The sequence below is a fragment of the Streptomyces sp. NPDC055287 genome (assembly GCF_053646035.1).
The window spans coordinates 26,706-48,883 of sequence record NZ_JBSHNE010000019.1; the positions used below are offsets into that span (position 1 = coordinate 26,706).

A 22,178-nucleotide genomic window follows, 5' to 3' on the forward strand; every position below is an offset into this window, starting at 1 on the left:
CATCATGAGTCCAGTCATCGTCGCTGTCGTGGGAGTCGTCGTACTCCTCGTCCTGCTGGCGCTTGTCGTCATCACGCGCTACAAGGTCGCCGGGCCCAGCGAGGCCTTCATCATCACCGGCCGCCGCGGGAAGACGTCCGTCGACCCGGTCACCGGTCAGACGTCCACCGACAACAGCGGCCAGAAGGTCGTCGTCGGCGGCGGCGTCTTCGTCGTGCCGTTCGTCCAGCAGAAGTTCACCCTGGACCTCTCCAGCCGGCACATCCCGATCTCCGTCCGCGGCGCTGTCACCCTGCGCGGTGTGAAGGCCAACCTCGAAGGTGTCGCGATCGTCAAGGTCGGTGGCAGCGAGGACGCGATCAGGGCCGCGGCCCAGCGTTTCCTCCAGCAGCAGGACGGCATCGTCGGCTTCACCCAGGAAGTACTGTCCGGCGCGCTGCGCGCCATCGTCGGCCGGATGTCGGTCGAGGACATCATCCGTGACCGCGCCGCCTTCGCCGGGCAGGTCGCCGAGGAGGCCGAGGCGAGCCTGTCCGGGCAGGGCCTGATCCTCGACGCCTTCCAGATCCAGGACATCACCACCGAGGGCTCCTACCTGGAGGACCTGGGCCGCCCCGAGGCCGCCCGCGCCCGCCAGGAGGCCGACATCGCCGAGGCCATCGCCAAGCGGGCCTCGGAGCAGGCCCGGCTGAAGGCGGCCGAGGAGATCGCCATCGCCGAGCGGACCTTCTACCTCAAGCAGGCCGAGATCCGCGTCGAGACCGAGGCCGCGGCCGCCAAGGCCAACGCCGCCGGTCCGCTCGCCGACGCCGCCCGCCAGCAGGAAGTGCTCGCCGAGCAGGAGAAGGTCGCCGAGCGCCAGGCCGCGCTGACCGACCGCGAGCTCGACACGAAGGTCCGCAAGCCCGCCGACGCCGCCCGCTACCAGGCCGAGCAGGAGGCCGAGGCCCGTCGCATCGCGCAGGTCAAGGAGGCCGAGGCGGACGCCGAGCGCTCCCGCCTCACCGGTGAGGGCGAGAAGCTGCACCGCGCGGCGCTCGCCGAGGCCGTACGGATCGAGGGTGAGTCGGAAGCGGCCGCCATCGCCGCGAAGGGCTCCGCCGAGGCCGAGGCCATGCGCAAGAAGGCCGACGCGTTCGCGCAGTACGGCGACGCCGCCGTCCTCCAGATGCTCGTCGAGGTGCTGCCGCAGGTCGTCGCCAAGGCGGCCGAGCCGATGAGCGCGATCGACAAGATGACCGTGATCTCCACGGACGGCGCGAGCCAGCTCTCCCGCACGGTCACCGACAACGTCGCCCAGGGCATGGAACTCCTCAGCTCCACCACCGGTGTCGACCTGGCCGAGCTTCTCAAGGGCATCACGCAGCGCGGCGTGAAGCCGGCCCCGGAGCAGCCCGACGCCAACGGCAAGATCCAGATCACGGACTGAGCCGCGCCGGCCCGGCCCTCGGCCGGGCTCCCCGCCCTCGCCCCGCCCCCTCCCGCTCGATCCCGGGAAGGGGCGTGGCGGTGGCGGAGAAGCTTGCCGGAGCCCTCGCACACCCGTCCACTGAACGTCCCGTTCCCCTTCGATTACAGTGCTGCGCCAGACGTCGTACGCCGGCACACGCGAAGGGCAGAAGCGGTGAGCTCACCAGTCACACCCGTATGGGGCCGCGCGGAGCAGCAGGACTTCCGCAGCCGGGTCCGCGGCTGCCTGCTCGGCGGTGCGGTGGGTGACGCGCTCGGCGCCGGCGTGGCAGCCCTGAGCCTGGACGAGATACGAGCGGCCCACGGCATCGACGCCGTCACCGACCTCGTCCCCGCCTACGGCAGACGCGGCGCCGTCACAGCCGGCACCCAGCTGACGCTCTTCACCGTCGACGGGCTCATACGGGCCCAGGTACGCCGCGACACGGGCGCCTGGCACCCGCCCACCGACGTACACCGCGCCCACCTGAGGTGGGCCGTCACCCAGCGCGACTGGGGCCCCGACGAGCGCCGCAAGGACAACGGCTGGCTCGCGTGCGAGGAGTGGCTGTACGCTCGCCGCGACCCCTCCCGCGAATGCCTGACCGGCCTCGCCGACGACACCATGGGCACCCTCGACCGGCCCCGGAACCCCACCGCCCGTGACTCCGGCGCCGTCACCCGCTCCGCGCCCTTCGGGCTCCTCGTCGGCTGGGAGCCGCAGCTCGTCTTCCAGCTCGCCGTCGAATGCGCCGCCCAGACCCACGGCCACCCCACCGCCTACCTCTCGGCCGGGGCGTTCGCCGTGATCGTGCACGGCCTGGCGCGCGGCGAGACCGTCGACGCCTCCGTCCAGCGCGCCCTCGCCCAGCTCGCCGCCCGCCCCGGCCACCAGCCCGTCACCGACGCCCTCAAGGAGGCCCTCGGCGCCGTACGCCAGGGCATGCCGTCCCCGGCCCGGGTCGAGTCCCTCGGCGACGGCCGCACCGCAGAGGACGTGATCGCCGTCGCCGTCTACTGCGCCCTCGTGGGCGAGGACATCCGCCACGGCCTGCGCCTCGCCGTCAACCACGGCGGAGCCTCCGAGGCCACCGGCGCGCTCTGCGGCAGCCTGCTCGGCGCCCTGCACGGTGAGACCGCGCTGCCGCCGGGCTGGGTGGCGGAGCTCGAAGGGCGCGCCACGGTCCTCGAACTCGCCGACGACTTCGCGATGGAGATGACCCAGGGCCCCGCCCTCCACGGCCCCGCGATCAACGCCCCCGGCTGGCTGTCCCGCTACCCGAGAGCCTGACTCCGGGCCGGCTGACGACGGAGCGCCCGGCCATCGGGCCGCCCGGCCCGCGCACCCGCGGCGGCCCGCGTCACCCGGCCCGCGCTCAGTCCGCCACCCGTCCGCGCACCCCCGCACCGCCCGCCGCACCGCCCGCGCCGACGGGCGCCGGTACGGTCGCACCGGCCGCCGAGAGGCCGCCGTCGCCTTCGTCGTCCCCGTCACCGTCGGAGTTGATGCGCGCCAGCACCGCGTCGCGTTCCGGGGTGTCCTCCGGCTTGAGGAAGCCGATCAGGATGAACAGCACCAGCGAGACAGCCAGCGGCACCGACACCTGGTACTGCGTCGCGACGCCGTCCATCCCGTAGTTCACCACCCAGAAGGCGAACAGCCCGCTCGCCCACGACACCAGCGCGGCCGTCGGCCCGGACTTACGGAACCGGGGCAGCAGCCCGAGCATGAACGGGATCGCGATCGGTCCCATCAGACCGGCCACCCACTTGATGACGATCGTGATGATGTCCTTGAACGCCGGCGAGTTGACCTGGGTCGCGATCGCCATCGACAGCGCCAGGAACGCCACGGTCGACAGCCGCGCGGCCACCAGCCCGGCCCGCTGCGACCAGCCGCGCGCCTTCGCCGACAGGGCGGGCGCGATGTCTCGGGTGAAGACGGCTGCGATGGCGTTGGCGTCCGAGGAGCACATGGCCATGGTGTGCGAGAAGAAGCCCACGATGACCAGGCCCAGCAGGCCGTGCGGCAGGAGCTGTTCGGTCATCAGGGCGTACGAGTCCGAGGCGTCCGGCTTCTGCGCGTCGACCAGCAGCGGCGCGCACCACATCGGGAAGAAGAGCACCAGCGGCCACACCAGCCACAGGACCGCGGACAGCCGGGCCGAGCGCGTGGCCTCGCGGGCATTCGCCGTGGCCATGTAGCGCTGGGCCTGGTTCCACATGCCGCCGGAGTACTCGAAGGTCTTGATGAAGAGGTACGCCAACAGGAACATCATGGTGAAGTCGCCGGTCAGCGGGTCGTTGTGGCTCTCCGGGAGCTTGTCCCACACCGTCCACAGCGAGCTGAACCCGCCGAGCTCCCCCATCACGGCGATCAGCATCGCGAGACCGGCGAAGAGCTGGATGACGAACTGCCCCAGCTCCGTGAGGGCGTCGGCCCACAGGCCGCCGACCGTGCAGTAGATGCCGGTGATGACGCCGGTGATCAGGATGCCCTGGTTGAGCGAGATGCCGGTGAAGACGGTCAGCAACGTGGCGATCGCCGCCCACTTGGCCGCCACGTCCACGATCTTCAGCAGGACGCCTGACCAGGCGAGAGCCTGCTGGGTGGGCAGGTTGTAGCGGTTCTTGAGGTACTCCAGCGGCGAGGCGACATGGAGCTTGGACCTGAGCCGGTTGAGCCTCGGGGCGAACAGGCTCGACCCGATGGCGATGCCGATCGCGATGGGAAAGGACCACGTCACGAAGGAGGTGACGCCGTACTTGTACGCGATGCCCGCGTAGCCGGTGAACATGACCGCGCTGTAGCCGGACATGTGGTGGGAGATGCCGGAGAGCCACCACGGCATCTTTCCGCCGGCCGTGAAGAAGTCGCTGACGTTGTCCACGCGCTTGTGGGACCAGACGCCGATCGCGACCATGATTCCGAAGTAGCCGATGAGCACGGCCCAGTCGAGACTGTTCATGCCCCCTCCAGGGGTCCGCCTTGTGCTGCGTTCATCTGAATGAACCCGATCGCGCTTCGTCAGTACGTCCGGTTGGCGGCGCCCCCGTGCGGGAGCGGGGGACTTTGGGGATTGAACCGTCTGTCCGGGGGGCCGGTCAAGGCTTTCATAGGTCAAGGATGTGAACGCAGATCAGAAAGCAGAACCTCTTTGCCTGTTCTTGACCTGCCGGATCGTTGTCGTGAACGTGACGACGGCCACACGATGGGCGGGCACTTCGTCAGACGCCATACATGCCGTACACGCGAGAACGACCGCACGGGATGCGGGTCCCGTGCGGTCGGAAGCAGGAGGGAGGGGCAGAGGCCGTCCGTAACTAACGCATCAGCTCACCCGCGTTGACGAGCAGGGACTGGCCGGTGATCGCGCGGGCGCGGTCGGACGCCAGGAAGGTCACCGCCTCCGCCACGTCGCCGTCCGTGGCCAGTTCGGGCAGCGCCATGCGCGCGGTGAGCCGGCTCAGCACCTCCGGCTCCGGCACGCCCTCGGTGTGCGCGGTGAACCGCACGTACGCCTGGACCGGCGGGCCCCACATCCACCCCGGCAGCACGGTGTTGACCCTGATCCGGTGCGGCCCGAGTTCGCGCGCCATCGAGTACATCGCCGAGGTGAGCGCCCCCTTGGAGGCCGCGTACGCCGCCTGCTCCACCTGGGACGGCGCGGCGATCGCCGACTGCGTACCGATGATGACGACCGAGCCGCCCCGCTCCTTCAGTGCCGGCAGGCAGGCCCGGGTCATCCGCAGCGTGCCGAGCAGGTTGACGTCGAGCACGCTCTGCCAGGTCGCGAAGTCCGCGTTCTCGATGCCTCCGAAATAGCTGTCCCAGGCGGCGACATGGACGACCGCGTCGATCCGTCCGAAGCGCTCGACGGCGAGCGCGGCCAGTGCCTCGCACTGGTCCTCGTGCGTGATGTCCGTGGCGAGGTGGGCCGTGTGCCCCCCGCCCGGATCGATCTCGGCGACGCACTTGGCGAGATTCGCCTCCGTGCGGGCCCCGAGCGCCGCGTTGCCGCCGTCCCGCACGGCGGCCGCGGCGATCCGGTGGCCGAGCCCGGCACCGACGCCCGACACGACGACAGTCTTCCCCTGGAGCAGCATCCGGCCGCCTCCCGTTCCGGCTCCGACTCAACTCTGGCCATTTATCTGACGAAGCGTCAGAGTAGGTCCGTCCGGCGGCGGAAGGAAGGGATCGGCAGCCATGGGTGAGGACACGCGCAGTGAGGTGTACGCGGAACTGGCGGGCGTGGGGCCCTACGGGGTGCGGCCCGGGCACGCCCTGATCACCATGGTCGAGCCCCACCCGGGCCACGAGTACGCGTACAACCGCTGGTACGAGGACGACCACTACATCGCCGGTGCGATGGCCATGCCCTGGATGTACGCCGGGCGCCGCTGGGTCGCCACCCGCGACCTTCAGCTCCTGCGCTACCCGGAGAAGTCCGCCGTCGCGCAGCCCGTCACCGCCGGCTGCTACCTCTCGACGTACTGGGTGACGGAGGGGCGCTACGACGAGCACATGAAGTGGACCGTAGGCATTAACAAGCGGCTCAACCGTGACGGGCGCGTCCACCAGGACCGTACGCACGTCTTCACGGCCTTCCAGGATCACGAAGCGACCGTTTACCGCGACGGGGCGGCCGGGCCGCGCGACTTCCACGCGCTCGACCATCCGTACCGGGGGCTGGTGCTGGAGGTCGTCGACGCCGAGAGTCCCGAGGGGCGGGGGGAGCTGCTGGCGTGGCTGAGGAGCACGCATCTGCCGGAGCGGCTCGGCGCGGGGGCCGGTCCGGGTGCGGGCCCCTCGGCCGCGATCGTCACCCTCTTCCGGCCGACGCCGCTGCCGGGCGACCGGATGAGCTACGTGAAGCAGGTCGAGGGGGTCGACACCCGGCTGACCCTGCTCTGGTTCCTGGAGGCGGACCCGCGCGAGGCGTGGGAGGAGCGCTTCGGCGGGCTGGGCGAGGAGGTGGCGGCTTCGGGGCTCGGGCGGGTGGAGCTGGTGGCGCCGTTCGTCCCGACGGTGCCGGGGACGGACCGGTATGTCGACGAACTGCGCTGAGCGGGGGCCTGGTCGTCGGGTGGGGGCTTGGGGGTCGGGGCGGCCGTGCGGCGAACACGCCAGAGCCCCCTCGGCCAGGACGGCGGACCGGTCGAGAGGGCTCACTGCGGTGGTGCACTGGGGCGGGCTCGGCGCCTCGTGACTCAGCGCGTCGTGACTCGGCTCGGACCGGTCAGCCGAGGTCGAAAGTCCCCTGGCCGACCCCGCCCACGAATGCGCTCCAGGAACCGGGGGCGAAGGTGATCGAAGGACCCTCGGGCGCCTTCGAGTCCCGCACCGCGACAGCGTGCGTGACCGGGGACTTGACCTCTACACATGCGCCGTTGCCCCCGGAGTACGAGGATTTCGTCCAGGTGTCCGTAGCGCCCTGATGGATTGCCATGTTCGCTCCGATTTTGCTGGTCGTGGAGAGTGAGACGCCAACGTTCTTGCTGGCGTGAGCGACGCTACTCGCGAACTACCTCGCGTGAAGTGGTCGTTCACCCGACCGGATGGCATATTCCATGAGGGACTTCCGCTGCGGTGCGGCCACGGTGTACCGTTCCGGTTCCTTCGGCGGAAGCGCTGCTTCAGCGGGCGTATTCCTTCGCGATGTTCGCGATGAAGTGGCGCGAGGCCTCGACGTTCAACGCCTGGGCGCGCAGGTGTTCGTACATCACGCTGTACTTCTGTACGTCGTTCGCCTTCTCCAGATAGAGGTCGCTCGTGACGCCCTCGATGTAGACCACGCTGGAGTCGGCCGCGTCCGGGAACTCCAGGATCGCGTAGTGGCCGCTGATGCCGGGGTGGGCGCCCATGTCGAACGGAAGTATCTGGACCGTCACATGAGGCAGCTGGGACTGCTCCACCAGGTGCTCCAGCTGCTCCCGCATGAGCTGTCTGTCGCCGACCACACGGCGCAGCGAGGCCTCGTCGATGACGGCCCACAGACGCAACGGCTGATCGGCCGTGAGGATGCGTTCCTGCCGGCGCAGTCTGACGTTGACCCGTTTCTCGACGTCGGTGACCGCCGTCTCGGGCAGCGCGCCGGTGATGAGCGCCTCGGCGTACCGCGGGGTCTGGAGGAGCCCGGGGACGATCTGGGGGTCGTACACGCGCAGTGAGGCGGCGTCCGTCTCCAGGCCGATGTAGACGCTGTACGGGATGTCGCCGAAGGCGTGCCACCAGCCCTGCTGGCGGGAGTCCTTGGCCATCTGCATCAGCGAGTCGACGATACGGTGGTCCTCGACGTCGTACACGCCGCACAGGTCGCGCACGTCGCGCTGGCTGATGGAGCGGCGGCCGTTCTCGAGGCGGCTGATCTTCGACTGGGAGACCAGCAGGCGCTCCGCCACCTCCTCGGCCGTCATGCCCTTGAGCTCGCGCAGCCGGCGGAGCTCCTGGCCCAATCGGCGTCGCCTGACGGTGGGGTTGACGTTGGACGCCACGGGAACTGCACCTCCGGCTGACTGCGTTGTGCGTATGTACTGCAAGCACGCTCTACTGCTCAGCAGACTGCCACCAATGGTCATGTCCGCGCTGGGAAATGCCCACACACGGTGCTGACACGAGCGCGCGGGGTGGCGGCCCGGTCCGGTCCAGGGTGGCCTGGCCGACCGGTCCGCCACCCCGCGCGCTGCGGTGCGGCTCCCGAACCGGGTCTTGGGGGACGTCGGTGCGGCGTTGGTCGTACGGGTGTGCTCAGTGCGCTGCGACGCGCGCCATGCCGTCGCGGCGTGACTGTGATTGCTGGGATTGCGAATGCATCGGTACGGCCGACGGCGGCCGGCCACCGGATGCGGGTGCCCGGCGCGGCTGTGCGGCCACACCGTTCTGGACGTCCATCACGGCGTGTGCCACGAGTCCGCCCATGGGGTCGTGCCTGATCAGATCCCGTAGGCGGGAGCGTGATGAGCGCCCCTCGTTGCCGGGGTAGAGGTGCTTGCCGAGTCCCACTGCGTGAGCGAGCGCGGCGAGCGCCGCGGTCCGCGGGTCCGGCGGTACGCCGGTGCGGATCGCACTGTCCAGCCGGGACCTGATTTCCCGGCAGATCACCGATTCCGTCGCCTGGTAGCGAGTCGTCGGCAGCACTCCGCACATCTGACCCGCCACGGCATGCACCATGCCGCACCGTTCCAGATGCGAGAGATACGTCTGGCGGAGCCCCAGCCGGGGCCCGCCGATCCAGTGGACCGCCCGGACCGGGCTGCCGCGCCTGCGCAGCAGTTCCAGTGCGGAGTCCAATGTCGGATCTCCTGTCGGCCGTGCCATCACCACGGCGATACGATCCCCGTCTGGGGCTATCCGTCCTGCCAGAGCCAGCTCTACTAGCTGTGCCCCGGCCAGGCCGAGGTCGAGCGACTGCGGCTGCGCTGTGGTACCCGTTGTCGGGTCCAGAGCGAGCAGCAGAAGCTCCTCCGGAAGTGTTCTGCGGCTCCTGCCCATCCATGCCTCCCCGCGTGGATGAATGACAGGGTGACCCCTCTCACATTCATCTGTCGAGAGCGCCTGGGTGCTTCGTACGGGAACCGGCAGGTATGTCGTTCTCGTCTAGCGAGGAGGCCGGGGTCTCAGACAGGACACTGGTACATGGTTCGGACATCGGACTGCGGACAGCGGGCGTATGCGCGGGCGCGTATGAAGGAGGCATCGGTGGCGGGCGAGTCCCCCGACAGGTCGGAGCAGCGGAAGTCGTCGGGGGAGACGGCCCCGGGCGAACGCGATCCGCGGCTCGCCGTTTTCCGGGAGTCGGCCGCTACGGCCGAACCGGCCGCGCGGCGGCCGGAGCCGGAAAGCAGCGGCCGCGTCGTCGATCAGCCGACGGCGGTCTTCAAGCTGCCCCCGGAAGAGCCCCCCTCGGCCCCGGAGGCCGCTGAGGCCCCCGAGGCTGCCGAAGCCCCCGAGGGCGACGCGCGTCTGCGCGCGGCGGTGGCGGCGTGGGTCGCCACAGCCGACGACGCGGAGGCGTCGTCCGGCGAGGACGTGGATCCTGAGGCGCAGGGCGCCGGTGCGGGCCCTGGCGCCGCCCGGGCGGCCGCGGCGGCGGAGGCTGGGGCCGAGGTGGCCGGGACGGCCGGGAACGCCCCTGAGGCACCCACGGCGGCCCCCGGCGAGACCGGGACACCGGCTTCTGCGGTGACCGGGGCCGCGGACGCCGGCGCTGACGCGCCTGGTGAAGGCCGTGACGGTGGCCGGGCTGCCGCCGACGAGGCATCGGCGGACGAGGCTCCGGTGAAGCCGAAGGCTGGCGCAGACGGGTCCGACGGGTCCGACGGGTCCGACAATTCCGACGCGGGGACGGCGGCTGCCGTATCTGACGCGCCGGCCTCGGCCGAGCACACGGTGGACGTGTCCGGTACGGGCAAGGACGCCGGTGAGCCGTCGGCCGACAAAACCGCGGACGAGCCCGAGCCCGAGCCCGAGGGTGACGCTGACGCGTCCGACGGGGGCCGGGTGTCTGCTGTCGAGGCGGAGGAGCCTGCGTCCGTCGCGAATGCGAACGTCGAGGCACGCGGCGAGGCGGTCGCCGAGTCGCCGAGCGCCGGTCGGGACGACGTAGACGCGTCGGAGAAGCCGTCCGACGCGAGTGACCTTTCCGAGGCCGAGGCCGAGGTGCGGGCCGACGCGGACGGCCGCGTTGACGGTGACGAGGCTCGGCCCGACAGCGACAGCGACAGCGACAGCGACGCCGAGGATGAGGACGAGGACGACGCCGATCCGCGTTCCGGCTCCGACGGTTCCGGTGCGGGGTCTGCCAGTGGCTCCCGGGCCGGTAGCGACGGAGACGAGCCGGCCGCTGCTGCGGACGGGCCTGGGCCGGGGGCTCCGGCCGCCGGTCGCGGAGGTGAAGGCGCCGCCAGGGGCGGCGTCGACCAGGCCACCGCCGTGTTCAAGGCCGTGCGGCCGCGACAGGCCGTGGACCAGCCGACCACCGCGCTGAAGACCGTGGGCAAGCCGGAGTCCGCCGCAGAGCGCACCAGCAAATTCGTTCCGCTGAAGCGGGACGAGGTCAGGCCGCCGGCCGGCAAGCCGCGCAGCGCCCCTGCCGCGTCCGCCTCCGCACCTCCTGCTGCACCTCCTGCCGCACCCCCCGCCCCCGCACAGGCGTCCGCTCCCGCGGCCGACCCCGTGGCGGAGGCCGAGCGCACCCGGCAGCAGCCGCTGCCGCCCAGGCCGCCGCTCGACCTGCTCGCCGAGCTGACGAACACCCCGCCGCCGCCGGAGACCCCGGTCAGGACCGCCGTGCGGCGGGTGAAGATCTGGACGCCGCTGGTTCTGCTGTTGGTGATCGTCTTTGCGGTCGTACAGTTCGTGCGGCCTCTTCCCTCGCCCACGCTGGCGCTGACGGCGAAGCCGACGTACACCTTCGCCGGTGACGCGCTCAGCATGCCGTGGCCCGAGGAGGGCCAGTCGGCCGTCGAGGTGCAGGGCGTCGGCAGCATGGGCACGCACGGCGAGCAGAAGCCCTGGCCGATCGCCAGTGTCACCAAGGCGATGACGGCCTACGTGATCCTCAAGGAGCACCCGCTCAAGGGCGACGAGACGGGCCCGAAGATCACGGTCGACGCGCAGGCCGAGAAGGAGTCCAAGAACAAGGACGAGTCGACCGCCAGCATCAGGGAGGGGCAGCAGTTCACCGAGCGGCAGATGCTCCAGCTGCTGATGGTCCCGTCGGGCAACAACGCGGCGCGGCTGCTGGCGCGCTGGGACGCCAAGTCCGAGGAGGAGTTCGTCGGGAAGATGAACGACGCGGCCAAGGACCTCGGGATGAAGAACACGACGTACACCGACCCGAGCGGCCTCGAGGCCACCACGGTGAGCACCGCGACCGACCAGCTCAAGCTGGCGAAGGCGGTCATGGAGAACGACGTGTTCCGCGAGATCGTGAACCTGCCGGAGGTCGAGATCCCGGGCATCGACGGGAAGATCTACAACAACAACAAGATCCTGTTGAAGCCCGGCGTCAGTGGCATCAAGACCGGCTCGTCCACCCCCGCCGGCGGCAATCTGCTGTGGACGGCCAACACCGTCATCGACGGCAAGGAGCGCCGGATCGTCGGCGCGGTGATGGGCCAGGAGGACGCCACGACGCTCGACGGCAAGCTGCAGCTCGCGATCTCCAAGAGCCTCGAGCTGATCCAGGCCGCCCAGCGGGACGTCACGTCGGCGACCGTCGTGAAGAAGGGGCAGGTCGTCGGTTACGTCGACGACGGCCTCGGCGGGCAGACGCCGGTCGTGGCGACGAAGGACCTGAAGGCCGTCGGCTGGCCGGGTCTGAAGGTGGAGCTGGCGATCACCGACGCCGGGAAGCCGCTGCCGCACGCCGCGAAGGCGGGGGACGAGGTCGGTCAGGTGACCGTCGGCTCCGGACCCGGTCAGGTCAAGGCGCCGGTCGCGCTCCAGAAGGACCTGATCGAGCCGGGCTTCGGCGACAAGCTGACCCGCGTCGGCTGACGTTGGGCCGATGAGAGGAGGGCTGCCGCCGGGCGCGGGAACCGGCGGCAGCGCCCCGTGCACCGCGTGTTAGCGTCCGGGCAACTACGGGACGCGGGGACGGCGTCCTTGTGGACGCCGGGGGTTGTTGGTACCCGGGGGAGACGGGGAGAGCCGTAATGACCACCGCTGAGCCCATGCGCGCCGAGGGCGGGGACGGAAACGGGGACGGGAACGGGGACGGGGACGGCCGTAAGGGCCGTGACGGCCGGTCCGGTGTGCGGGGCGGTATACAGGACGGTATACGGCCCCGTGTGCAGCCCGGCTCCGCGCAGCGGGCGAAAGCCCCACGCATCCGCGTGAGCGTGCCCGCCGGCCTCGAGGCCGGAACCGACGCCGACCCAGACTCAGGACCCGACGCCGGAACCGACCCCGACCCCGCGCCCTCACCCTCCGCCCCGGACGACGTCGGCCCGCGCCGCGTCCTCCGGCACCCCGTGACGATCGCGTCGGCCGCCGCCGCGATCGTCCACGTCGTGTGGTTCTTCTGCTTCGCGAACAGTGGCGGTGACCTCGCCGCGCAGGACGCCTGGGCCGAGTTCGTCGGCCGTCACCCCGATTCGGCGTACAACCTCGCCTGGTACGGCGGGATGCACCCGGTGTCGTACAGCGTGGTCTCGCCGTACCTGATGTCCGTCCTCGGTGTCCGTACGACGATGATGATCGTCGGCACCGTCTCGGCCGCCCTGACCGCGCTGATCCTGGTCCGCGTCAAAGCGGTCCGCAACCCTCTGTGGTGCGCGCTGGCCGGCGTCTTCGCCTTCCTCTGCAACGCCCTGTCGGGCCGCGTCACCTTCGGCCTCGGCACGATGTTCGCGCTCGGCGCCGTCGCCGCGGTCTTCTGCTGGCCGCGCCGCTGGGCGGCCAACCGGTGGGCCAAGGCGGCCGTCGCCGCGCCGCTGGCCGGGCTCGCCACGGCGAGCAGCCCCGTCGCGGGCCTGTTCCTCGGTGTCGTCGCGGCCGCGCTGTTCCTCAACAAGCGCCGCCCCGGGGCCTACGCGCTGGGCGTCGCGCCGGTCCTCGTCGTAGCCCTGTCCTCCTGGCTGTTCCCCTTCTCCGGTACGCAGCCGATGTCGGTCGCGACGGCTTCGCTGCCCTTCCTGTTCGGCGTGCTCGTCCTCGTCCTCGTGCCGGGTGACTGGAAGACGGTCCGCACGGGAGCTGCCGTCTACTCCGTCGGGGTGCTGCTGACCTGGCTGATCGACTCCCAGATCGGCAGCAACGTCTCGCGGCTGGCGATGGTGTTCGCGGGCGTCACACTGCTGGCGGCACTGCCGTTCGTCGCGCCCCGGACCGTGAAGTGGTACGCCGTCGTGGTCGCCTTCGTCGGCCTCAACGTCTGGATCGGCTTCAAGGGCGTCGACGACGTCATCCGTACCGCGCCGACCGCGTCCTGGGCGCGTGAGCTGGCGCCGCTGGTGAACCAGTTGCAGCAGGTCGGCGCGGAGAAGGGCCGCGTCGAGGTGGTGCCGGCCAGCAGCCACCGGGAGGCGTCGGCGCTCGCCCCGTACGTCAATCTCGCGCGCGGCTGGAACCGGCAGGCCGACATGGAGCGCAACCCGGTCTTCTACGACGACACGCTGCACCCCGACACGTACCGCGAGTGGCTGGACCGCTGGGCCGTGCACTACGTCGTCCTGCCCACGGGCGCCCCCGACAAGAGCGGCGCCACGCAGGAGTACGACCTCGTACGCGACGGCCAGCCCTACCTGGAGCGCGTCTGGGCCGACGACAACTGGCAGCTCTTCCGCGTCGACGACCCCACGCCGCTCGCCGACCCGCCCGCGACGGTGGACCGCGCGGGCGCGGGCGAGCTGACGATCCGGGTGAAGAGCGCCGGCCGGGTGCTGATCCGTATCCCGTACTCGCCGTGGCTGGGCCTGGTCGACGCCGAGGGCGAGCGGGTCGAACCGCCCGCCGAGACACCGGAGTCGAAGCTGCGGGGCGGACCGACGCGGACGTTCACCAACCCGAACGGCTGCCTGATGAAGGCGGACGAGGACGCGGCCGGCGACGAGTGGACGCAGCTGCTCGCGCCGGCGCCCGGCGTGTACCGGCTGGCTGCGCCGTACGGCCTGACCCGCGGCACGGCCTGCCCGGAGGAACTGCGCTGAGCGCGTGACGGGCCTCGGCGGTGGAAGCGCGGCTCATGAGGGGGGTGCCCCGCCCGCCGGCGCTCCGCCCGGTGGCCCCCCGCCCGGTGGCGCCGCGCAGACCGACGGGACGCGGGGCGTGCCCAGTTCGTGGTGGCGTCGTGTCTCGTCGTCGAGCTGCTGGAGCAGACCGTCCAGCAGCTTCTCGTCCGCCGGAGCCGCGAGGAACTCCAGTACGGCGCGGTAGAAGGCGCCCCGCACCCCCGGCGGCATGACGTCCGACGCGTCCGCGCACAGCCGCTCGGCTCCCGTCAGCGTCTCGTTCACCGCCCGGTTCGACCAGGAGTCGCCGTACGCGCCGACGGAGACGGGGAAGAACGGCCGGTTGCGTTCCGGCACGGCCCGCGCCCAGGTGTCCCGCGCCTGGTCCCCGGTGAGGAACGTGATCAGCGCCCGCGCGCCGTCCGTGTCACTGAACAGCGCGGCCATGTCACCCGCCACCTCGTACGCGTCCCGGTTGTTGTCGAGCTCGGCGACGGCCTCCGTGGTCGGCACGTACGCGATGTCCTTGTCGTACAGCCGCCGGATGAAGCCTCCCTGGTGCTCGCGCCCGCACCCGCCGCCGGACCGTTTCAACAGCCCCTTGCCGTCGTTGCCGTCGAAGTCGTGGGTGAGGGCGGCGTTCGCCCGGGACCCCCTGCCGCCGCCGGGGGCGATCAGCCGGCCCCACGTCTCCCAGGCCTCGCGTACCTCGTCGCTGCTCCAGGGCAGTTCGCCGGTCGCCCATTGTTCGTACACCGCCGGGCCCGACTTCTGGAGCAGGATGTCCTCGATCCAGTCGCTGCCGGGCCACCCCGTCGTCGCGCCGGAACCCACGCCGACACACCAGTCGCCCCGCTGCGGCGAGCGGCCCGGATAGTGCCAGACCACGCTCTTGAGGTCGACCTTTATGGGCGTCCAGTACGTGTTCTTGCGGCCCCGGACGGTGAGTTCGGGCGCCCATGGTTCCGGGGAACGCTCGCGGACCTCCTCGGGAAGCGGTACGAGCACACCGTCGTGCGCGTACTCGGTGAGCTCACCGAGGCTGTTCAGTACGGCGATGTCGGGCGGCGATCCGGCCTGCACCTGGGCGAGCAGCGTCTCGCGCAACGACGTCGTGCCCTGGTAGTCGTACCTGATGCCGGACTTCTCCGTGAACTGGTCGAGCACCGTCTCGAAGCTCTCCTCCTCGTCACCGGTCCAGGGGCCGAGCACGCTCACGGCCGGACGGGGCTCCTCGGCGCACGCCGCCGAGGTCAGGGCGAGCCCGGCGAAGAGACAGAGGGCCAGCAGCGGACGCAGGGCCCGGCGGGGGCGGTTCACCGGTGGCCTCCCGTGCGGCGCCGGGGGACGGCGTACTCGACGAGGAGCGACTGGAGCGTCCACAGGATGACCCCCGCCATCAGTACGGTCGCGAGCGGAATGAACACGGTGCCCCGGACCCAGGCTTCGGTGTTGCCCTCCCGCACGGCCTCCTCCATGCCGGCTTCCGCGGTGGCGATGGCCCCTGCCTGAGTTCCGGGAGGGCCGGCCGGGGTCAGCAGGCCGGCCGCGTTCTGCATCAGCGTCTGGCTCGAATGCGCCTGCCACGTGCCGAACGCGAGTACGGGGACGGCCACCAGCAGCAGCGTCACCGCGGCCAGCGGAATGCTCATCCGCAGTCGGAAGCGCTGCCGCAGGAACACCTGGGTGCCCACCAGCCGCACGCCGAGCAGCACACAGGCCGTGACCGCCACCGGCCACGCCAGCAGCGGTGCGGCGCCCCAGTCCTCCTGGCGGTCCAGCGCGGCGCTCTGGCGGGCCTGGAGCGCGGCGATCCGGGCGAGGATGCCGGACTTGGCGGCGTACATCATCCGGTGTGCGTACGAGAGGTTGGCGCGGCTCAGCTGCGGCCGGTTCGACTGGGTCCACGCCCCGTCGATGCGCAGCGCGTAGCTGTCGACGAGCCCGGACGCGATGCGCAGGGTCTGCCGGTCCTCGCGGCTCAGGGCGCCCGTGGCGGCGGCCCGGGCGAGGCTGCTCTTCGCCTCGGCGATCTGGGTGCGGTACTCCTCGCCGCGCGCCAGGATGTCCGGCCACTTGTGGTTGCGGGCGCGGTACTCCAGGTGGTCCCCGGCGGTGACGTGGGCCCGCTCCAGGCCGGTGTGGGCCCTGGCCAGTTCGACGACGGCGGGGCCGGAGCGGTCCCGGATCGCCACGGAGTCGCGGTGGACCTCGTCGTACGCGCCGAACAGCGCCGCGCCGCCGACGGCGGTCAGCGCGAGCAGCCACACGAGCTGGCGGCGCAGATAGCCGACGGTGCCGACGCCGTCGGCTCCGGTGGCGGAACGCCAGAACTGGCGGGGCAGGCGCGTCATTCCCCGTCCTGCGGCTCTCGCTGCGGCTTCGCACTTCGCTGCGGCGGCAGCATCGTGCTGTGGGAGCGCAGCACCATCGCCGAGTTGATGTCGAGCGGCCGGATGTCCGGGCGGATCTCCACCTCACCGGCTGCCGCGTCGATGATCCGTACAACGTCGCCGAGGCGTTGCAGCATCGGCTCGTTGCCCATCGCGTGGGCGCGGCGCACGGCTTCTCCCCAGGCGGCGCGGGCCGCCGCCGCGTCGCCGGCGCGCTGGGCGGCGCGGCCCTCTTCGAGGCCGCGGACGAGGGCGTCGTGGTGGGCGTAGTGCGCCACCTTGGGGTCGTACGTGCTGTAGAGGTCACGATGACGTGTCCAGCGGACCAGCAGCGGCCGTGCCGGAGGAAGCTTCGGAGAGGGCGCTTCCTCGCCCTGCGGCTCCCTGACCACCTTCAGGTCGGCCAGCCACAGCGCCCGGTCGACGGGCTCGCGCGGCGTACGCGAGGCGGCGACGCACACCAGGTACTCGCGGGTCTCGTCGCCCCACGGCGGCGTACGGAACTCCAGGCACCGCTCCCCGGCGGTCACGCGCTCCGGCAGCAGGTCGCGGCGGGTGGGGTGGACCTGCTGGACGGTGAGCGGGGCGCTGCCCGGGCGGTGGGTGAGACGTAGCCGCAGGCCGGTGAGCCGGCGGCCCGCCGACTCGGTGGTGACGGCGCGGAACTCGCCGGGCAGCGCGTCGAGGTCCCGTACGGCGTCGGCCCTGCCGTCGAGGCTGTCGGTGACCAGCTGGAGCTCGTCGGGGTCCCAGTCCTCGCCGATGCCGATCGCGTCGCACGTGAACACACCTGCGCAGGAGGCGAGTTCAGAGCTCAGGGCTTCCGGTTGCTCGTGTTCGTTGCGGCCGTCGCTGAGCAGCAGCGCGTGCCGGACGGCGGCCTCGGGACGGCGTCCGAACAGCTCACGGGCGAGGGCGAGCCAGCTCCCGATGGCCGTGCCGCCGCTCGGCGCGAGGCGGCCGATGGCGTCCTGCGCCTCCTTGCGGGTGGTGGCGTCGGCCCGTACGAGCCCCGGCGCGGAAGGGGCGCTCCCGGTGGGATAGACCAGCTCCGCGGTGTGGCGTCCGGCGACGATGGCGAAGTAGGTGCCGTCGGGGAGTGCGCGTACCGCCTCGGCTGCCGCGTCCTGGGCGGCCCACAGCTTCTCGCGCGGGTAGCCCATGGAGGCGGAGCAGTCGAGGAGCAGCACCTCGGCCCTGACGGGTGAAGCCGAAGCCGCCCCTTCCCCGGCTGCTGCCAGGTCCGCGGTCACGGTCACCACGGCGCACATGCGCGTTCCGCCCTCGGCCCCGCGTTCCACCGAGACGTACGGCTGCTGGCTCACTTCGAGGGAGACGACTCCTGCGGCTGAGGCGTCTGGGCCGCCTTCCACGCTTCCCGTATCTTCCGCATCTGCTGTGCCGTCCTGAGCCATGCGTGCTCCTTGTGTGTCCAGCGCAGGGGCCGGATCCCGTTGGCCAGGTCGAGCAGCGCGTGCGCCCGCACGTCCCCGGCCTGCTGGGAGAGGCCCCGGTACGCCTCCTCCAGGCGTCTGCGCAGCCTGTTCTCGGTGAGGTCCTCGTCCTGGACGCGCTCGCGCAGCCGCGCCAGCCGCCCCGCCCTGCCGGCCTGCTCGCCCGGCGCCCCGCAGACCCAGTCGAGGACGACCTCCCTGATGTGCGTCTCCAGCCGCAGTACGGCGTGCCGGTCCGTCAGCCCCTCCTCCTCCCGCAACCGCGTGACCCGGGCGAGCGCGGTGACGAGGGACTCCAGGGGCGGCGGAGCGCCGTGCGGCGGCCGCCGGCCCGCGAGGATCCGTACGATCGCGGTCCGCGCGGCCGTACGGTGCCGTGAGTCCTTGGGTACGTGCTCCAGGATGTCCAGGGCCTTCTCCCGCTCCTCCCGGGCGAGGTGGATCCGCGCGAGACCGAAGGCCGCGCTGCCGAGGGAGTGGTTGCGGAGCCACACCGCCTCGTAGTAGTCCCTGGCGCGGTCCGGTTCGCCGAGCCGTTCGTGGCAGTAGCCCAGGGCGAGCTTCGGGGCGTACTCGCCGGGGAGCGAGTCGTAGACAAGGTCGAACTCCTCGCGGGCCTCGGCGATCCGGTCGTGACCGAGGTGCAGCAGTCCGGTGTGCCAGCGCAGTCGCCAGTCGTGGGGGGCCATGTCGCCCACCAGGGCCGCCGCCAGGCCGAGTTCGGCGAGGGCCTGCTCGTGGTGGTGGGCGCGCCGACGGGTGCGGCGGGCGGACCCCCGGCGGGCCAGGCCGAGATGAAGGCGGCAGCGCAGGAGGTGCAGTTCGGTGGACGGTGTCCAGTCCGCGAGCAGTTGCAGCAGGCCCGGCGCGTCGTACGAGATGCGGGCGAGGGAGGCCGCCTGCGGGTCGTCGGGGTCGGTCTTGGGCACGGGCAGGCCGGCCGCCACCTCGTCGGGGGAGGGCCGCGCGGCGTTCAGGGGGAGCTCGTGGATGCCGTACGCCCAGCGGTCGAGGGCGGGGGCCTCGCCGAGACCGCCGTCCAGCGCGGCCGACGCGGGTTCGAAGAGGCGGGAGGGCTCGAAGGTCTCCGTTCCGAGCCGTAGAGAACGCAGCTCGCGGATGACCCCGCGCAGCTGGAGCGACATCTCGGCGGCCGTGGCGAACCGATTGCGCGGCTCCTCTTCGGTGGCGCGGGCGAGCGCGCGGCGCAGGGACTCGGCGCCGAGTCCGGGGGCCGGGTGGTGCGCGGAGTCGGCGAGCTCCCGCAGGGTCACGCCGACGCTGTAGAGGTCGGACTGGGGGTGGGCCCGGCCGTCGTCCTCGACCTCGGGGCCCTTGTAGAGGTCGGTGTACGGACCGGGCGCGCCGAACTCCCTTACCCCGCCCACGTCGATGATCTTGATGCCGTCGCCGCAGTGCATGACGTTGTCCGGCTTCATGTCGCCGTACACCTTGCGCTCGTGCGTGTGCAGATATCCGAGCGCGTCGAGAATCCGGATGCCGTAGCTGACGATGAACTCGTGGACCCGCGGGCCGGCGAACGGCTCCTCGTCGCGCGCGATCCGCTCGGCGATCTGGTGCAGCGCCATGCCGCCCGCGAACTCCATCACGATGTAGTCGGTGCCGGTGGGGCGGTGCGTCGCGTAGTTGATGACGCGGATGATGTCCTTGTGGTTGAGGTCGGTGAGATGCCGCCGCTCGCGCAGCGCGACCTCGCGGGCCAGCGAACTGTGCGGGTTGCGCAGGCCCTTGAGGGCGACGGGCCGGTTGTAGAGCTGGGCGTCCTCGGCGAGGTAGACCCAGCCGAGCCCACCGTGGGCGATGGGCCCGACGACCTGGTACTGGTCGGCGAGTACGTCGTCGAGGGACAGCTGGGGCTGGAGGGCGTACGGCGTACCGCAACTGCACCGCCCCTCGGCCGTCACGACGCCGATGAGCTCCGTGCAGTCGGGGTTGCCGCAGCGCATGGCGTGGGAGGTGGGCTGGTCCTCGACGGGCTCGACGAGGAGGGCGGGGTCGGGGACCTCGACGAGCGGCAGGTCCATGAGGCGGTCGCCGGCGGGGGAGAGGACGAACTGGGAGACCGTCGACGAGTTCCCGGGAGCCGCTTTCGACGCCGCATCCTGTTGCGCGTTCCCCACCGTGCGCCCCCCGGCTTGCCCTGCCGGGTCACCCTCCGCGTTTCCCTCCGCCTCGCCGTCCACGGGCAGGCCGGTGAGATCGCAGAAGCCGGTTTCGGTGACCTGCCCGGTGCACCCCGAGTGCGGACACGCGCTCACTTCTCCCCCTCCTTCTCCGTGCGGTCCGCGAGCGCCTTGCGGGCTTCCTGTACGAACCGGTCGACCGCCGCCTCGGCCACCCGCAGCTCGCACGGTCCGCCGGTCAGCAGCCGGTGCGCCTCCTGGTGCGCGGAGGCCGCCGCCTCGGTGATGCCGTGGGCGGCGAGGCGCGCCTGATGGCCGTCGAGGAGGCCGCGCAGATCCTGGTGGCGGGCGAGCTGCCGGGCCAGCACCCGGTGGGCGGTCTCCGCCTCCAGCAGCGCGGTCTCCGCGGTCCTCTCGACGTACGACAGCTTGACGAGGAAGCCGGCCGTCCCCTGCCGCGGATCGGCTTCGAGGCGGGCCGCCTTGAGCTCCAGGTCCGGTGCGTACCGGGGCACGGACGGGAGGGGGGTCACGCAGGTCGCCGCGCGCCGGCGTAACTCCCGGGCGCCTTCTTCCGTACGGGCGAGAGCACCGATGCGGCGGCCGACGCGCTCCAGCCAGCGCCGGGGACGGTCCGGGCCCAGGAGGAGTTCGTACGTACGGTGCAGGGCGGGCGAGTCGAGCTGCCGGAACACGAGCAGGAGCCGGCCGCCGCGCCGCACCAGCGTGTGCAGCAGCTCGACGGTCTCCAGCGGCTGGAGGGCGTCGTCCACGCCACGGGCCACGGTGGTCAGCGGCAGGGCGTCGGCCGCGATGCGCGCCGGCAGGGACAGGGGGCCGGGGCCGTCGAGCGCCATGCCCTCGGCGATCTCCTCGGCGATCTGCGCGGGCGTCTTGCCGCCGACGTCGACGGCCAGGTCGAGGCTGCCGGCGCGGGGGCAGATGCCGGTGTGGTCGGGGCCGGCCGCGACGGAGGTGCGGGGGGACTGTTCGCGGTCGGCGAGGGCGAGGGTGGTGCGCAGGGCCAGGGCGGCGTCCTGGTCCTCGTCCCGGACGAATGTGATCTCGACGGCGGCCAGGTCGTCCTCGCCCCCGAGCCACCGGGTGAGCCAGCGGGCGAAGCCGCGGTCCGGGGTGGGACGGGGGGTTCCGTTGGCGGCGCTGGGGTGGGTGGGGACGGTGGTGACGGCGGTGGGGCTGATGGCTTCTGTGGGTTCGGTGGGACCGGTGGGACGGGCGGCCGGGGCGGCTGTCAGGCCGGCGGCTTCCGCGGCGAGGGTGGCAGCGTCCGCGGCGAGGGTGGCGGGGTTGGCGGTCAGGGTTGCGGGGACCGCGGGGCGGCCGCTCACGCAGCGCTCGCGCACGAGGTCGAGGTGCTTGACGATCGTGCCGGTCGGGATCATGTAACCGTGCCGGTAGTGCGCGCCCTCGCGCTCGGAGTCGAGCTTGCTGACGACGATGCCGATGACGCGGCCGGTGCGGTTGTCGACCACTCCGGCGCCGCTGAAGCGCCGCATGAGGGTGTCGGCCTCGGTGACCGGATCGATCTGCACCCACTCGTCGCCGGGGCCGCCCGGGCCCTTGATGAGCGCCTCGGCCCACTTGCCGCCGGTGATGCGGGAGGGGTAACCGGCGAAGTGGACACGGCGGTTCCAGATCGTCGGCAGCCGGTGGAGAGTGGCGTGCGAGGCGACGGGCGGCGGCCCCGCCAGCCGGAGAAGGGCGAGGTCGCCGCTGTGATCGTCGGCGCGGGGGACCCAGTGGCTCGGTACGACGGTGGCGCGAAGGCAGTGCGAATCGCCGCCGGAGCCGGGGAACTCGACGTTCACGGACGGCTGGTGATCGTCCGTACCGGCGATCCGGATGACATGGGCACAGGTCAGCACGAGCCCGTCACCGAGCAGCACACCGGCCCCGAGCACCTGGCCGCGCGGGCCGGCACTGCGCAGCCGTACCCGCCAAGTCTCTTGATCGGTACGGAAGTTCGTCTCACCGGTCGGCGCCCCCATGCTGTACCAGCATAGTCGCGGTAGGTGACAATGGGGCCTTCGCGGCAGTGGGGG

The 22,178-nt window shown here is 71.9% G+C and carries 15 protein-coding genes; 5 read left to right on the forward strand and 10 right to left on the reverse strand.

Going from position 1 to position 22,178, the window contains the following annotated elements; all coding sequences use genetic code 11:
- Nucleotides 1-4: 4 nt before the first annotated feature.
- Together ACWIHY_RS25895 and ACWIHY_RS25900 are read left to right on the forward strand one after the other, a co-directional pair.
- Entirely contained in the window at nt 5-1,429 is a 1,425-nt protein-coding gene (locus ACWIHY_RS25895; RefSeq protein WP_454378077.1) for a flotillin family protein, read from the forward strand.
- Between the two features lie 195 nt (nt 1,430-1,624).
- Nucleotides 1,625-2,740: an ADP-ribosylglycohydrolase family protein gene (locus tag ACWIHY_RS25900; protein ID WP_454378078.1), complete on the forward strand. Its 1,116-nt coding sequence runs from the start codon at nt 1,625-1,627 to the stop codon at nt 2,738-2,740.
- An 85-nt stretch (nt 2,741-2,825) separates the two neighbouring features.
- Here the strand turns inward: ACWIHY_RS25900 and ACWIHY_RS25905 are convergent, their stop codons facing one another.
- Entirely contained in the window at nt 2,826-4,418 is a 1,593-nt protein-coding gene (locus tag ACWIHY_RS25905) for a sodium:solute symporter family protein (protein WP_454378079.1), read from the reverse strand.
- Between the two features lie 355 nt (nt 4,419-4,773).
- Nucleotides 4,774-5,556, reverse strand: coding sequence for an SDR family oxidoreductase (locus ACWIHY_RS25910; protein WP_454378080.1), 783 nt, complete (start codon nt 5,554-5,556; stop codon nt 4,774-4,776).
- A 100-nt stretch (nt 5,557-5,656) separates the two neighbouring features.
- Between ACWIHY_RS25910 and ACWIHY_RS25915 the strand changes: the two genes are divergently transcribed.
- Nucleotides 5,657-6,517 carry a hypothetical protein gene (locus ACWIHY_RS25915; protein WP_454378081.1) on the forward strand — a complete coding sequence of 287 codons (861 nt, stop codon included), beginning with the start codon at nt 5,657-5,659 and terminating at the stop codon, nt 6,515-6,517.
- 172 nt (nt 6,518-6,689) lie between these two features.
- Here ACWIHY_RS25915 and ACWIHY_RS25920 read toward each other — a convergent pair whose 3' ends face one another.
- The 3 genes from ACWIHY_RS25920 to ACWIHY_RS25930 all read right to left on the reverse strand — a co-directional run bounded on the left by ACWIHY_RS25920 (nt 6,690) and on the right by ACWIHY_RS25930 (nt 8,941).
- Complete coding sequence (locus tag ACWIHY_RS25920; protein WP_069928331.1) at nt 6,690-6,899, reverse strand: DUF397 domain-containing protein; 210 nt, start codon at nt 6,897-6,899, stop codon at nt 6,690-6,692.
- Between the two features lie 187 nt (nt 6,900-7,086).
- A complete protein-coding gene (locus tag ACWIHY_RS25925; RefSeq protein WP_454378082.1) occupies nt 7,087-7,944 on the reverse strand; it encodes a helix-turn-helix domain-containing protein in 858 nt (285 codons plus the stop codon).
- Between the two features lie 253 nt (nt 7,945-8,197).
- On the reverse strand, nt 8,198-8,941 hold the full coding sequence (locus ACWIHY_RS25930) for a GOLPH3/VPS74 family protein (RefSeq protein WP_454378083.1): 744 nt from the start codon (nt 8,939-8,941) through the stop codon (nt 8,198-8,200).
- Between the two features lie 207 nt (nt 8,942-9,148).
- On the opposite strand from ACWIHY_RS25930, the gene ACWIHY_RS25935 reads away from it, so the two are divergent.
- Together ACWIHY_RS25935 and ACWIHY_RS25940 are read left to right on the forward strand one after the other, a co-directional pair.
- Nucleotides 9,149-11,950, forward strand: coding sequence for a serine hydrolase (locus tag ACWIHY_RS25935; protein WP_454378084.1), 2,802 nt, complete (start codon nt 9,149-9,151; stop codon nt 11,948-11,950).
- 158 nt (nt 11,951-12,108) lie between these two features.
- On the forward strand, nt 12,109-14,103 hold the full coding sequence (locus ACWIHY_RS25940) for an MFS transporter (protein WP_454378085.1): 1,995 nt from the start codon (nt 12,109-12,111) through the stop codon (nt 14,101-14,103).
- Between the two features lie 33 nt (nt 14,104-14,136).
- Here ACWIHY_RS25940 and ACWIHY_RS25945 read toward each other — a convergent pair whose 3' ends face one another.
- Genes ACWIHY_RS25945 through ACWIHY_RS25965 form a run of 5 tightly spaced genes read right to left on the reverse strand, consistent with a single transcriptional unit; the run spans nt 14,137 to nt 22,124 of the window.
- Complete coding sequence (locus ACWIHY_RS25945; protein WP_454378086.1) at nt 14,137-15,444, reverse strand: extracellular solute-binding protein; 1,308 nt, start codon at nt 15,442-15,444, stop codon at nt 14,137-14,139.
- The gene (locus tag ACWIHY_RS25950; protein WP_454378087.1) at nt 15,441-16,478 is read right to left on the reverse strand and encodes a hypothetical protein; all 1,038 of its coding nucleotides are present in this window, start codon (nt 16,476-16,478) and stop codon (nt 15,441-15,443) included. Before ACWIHY_RS25950 ends, ACWIHY_RS25945 begins: the two co-directional genes overlap by 4 nt.
- Nucleotides 16,475-17,842, reverse strand: coding sequence for a VWA domain-containing protein (locus ACWIHY_RS25955; RefSeq protein WP_454378088.1), 1,368 nt, complete (start codon nt 17,840-17,842; stop codon nt 16,475-16,477). The genes ACWIHY_RS25950 and ACWIHY_RS25955 overlap by 4 nt, the downstream gene beginning before the upstream one ends.
- Nucleotides 17,839-20,250 (reverse strand): tetratricopeptide repeat protein, encoded by a 2,412-nt coding sequence (locus ACWIHY_RS25960; RefSeq protein WP_454378089.1) that lies wholly within the window; start codon nt 20,248-20,250, stop codon nt 17,839-17,841. The genes ACWIHY_RS25955 and ACWIHY_RS25960 overlap by 4 nt, the downstream gene beginning before the upstream one ends.
- Nucleotides 20,247-22,124, reverse strand: coding sequence for a S1 family peptidase (locus tag ACWIHY_RS25965; protein ID WP_454378090.1), 1,878 nt, complete (start codon nt 22,122-22,124; stop codon nt 20,247-20,249). The genes ACWIHY_RS25960 and ACWIHY_RS25965 overlap by 4 nt, the downstream gene beginning before the upstream one ends.
- Nucleotides 22,125-22,178 lie beyond the last annotated feature (54 nt).

Coding starts and splice junctions, on each gene's coding strand:
- ACWIHY_RS25895 (WP_454378077.1), top strand. CDS start 5: ATGAGTCCAGTCATCGTCGCTGTCGTGGGAGTCGTCGTACTCCTCGTC.
- ACWIHY_RS25905 (WP_454378079.1), bottom strand. CDS start 4,418: ATGAACAGTCTCGACTGGGCCGTGCTCATCGGCTACTTCGGAATCATG.
- ACWIHY_RS25910 (WP_454378080.1), bottom strand. CDS start 5,556: ATGCTGCTCCAGGGGAAGACTGTCGTCGTGTCGGGCGTCGGTGCCGGG.
- ACWIHY_RS25915 (WP_454378081.1), top strand. CDS start 5,657: ATGGGTGAGGACACGCGCAGTGAGGTGTACGCGGAACTGGCGGGCGTG.
- ACWIHY_RS25920 (WP_069928331.1), bottom strand. CDS start 6,899: ATGGCAATCCATCAGGGCGCTACGGACACCTGGACGAAATCCTCGTAC.
- ACWIHY_RS25930 (WP_454378083.1), bottom strand. CDS start 8,941: ATGGGCAGGAGCCGCAGAACACTTCCGGAGGAGCTTCTGCTGCTCGCT.
- ACWIHY_RS25940 (WP_454378085.1), top strand. CDS start 12,109: ATGACCACCGCTGAGCCCATGCGCGCCGAGGGCGGGGACGGAAACGGG.
- ACWIHY_RS25950 (WP_454378087.1), bottom strand. CDS start 16,478: ATGACGCGCCTGCCCCGCCAGTTCTGGCGTTCCGCCACCGGAGCCGAC.
- ACWIHY_RS25965 (WP_454378090.1), bottom strand. CDS start 22,124: ATGGGGGCGCCGACCGGTGAGACGAACTTCCGTACCGATCAAGAGACT.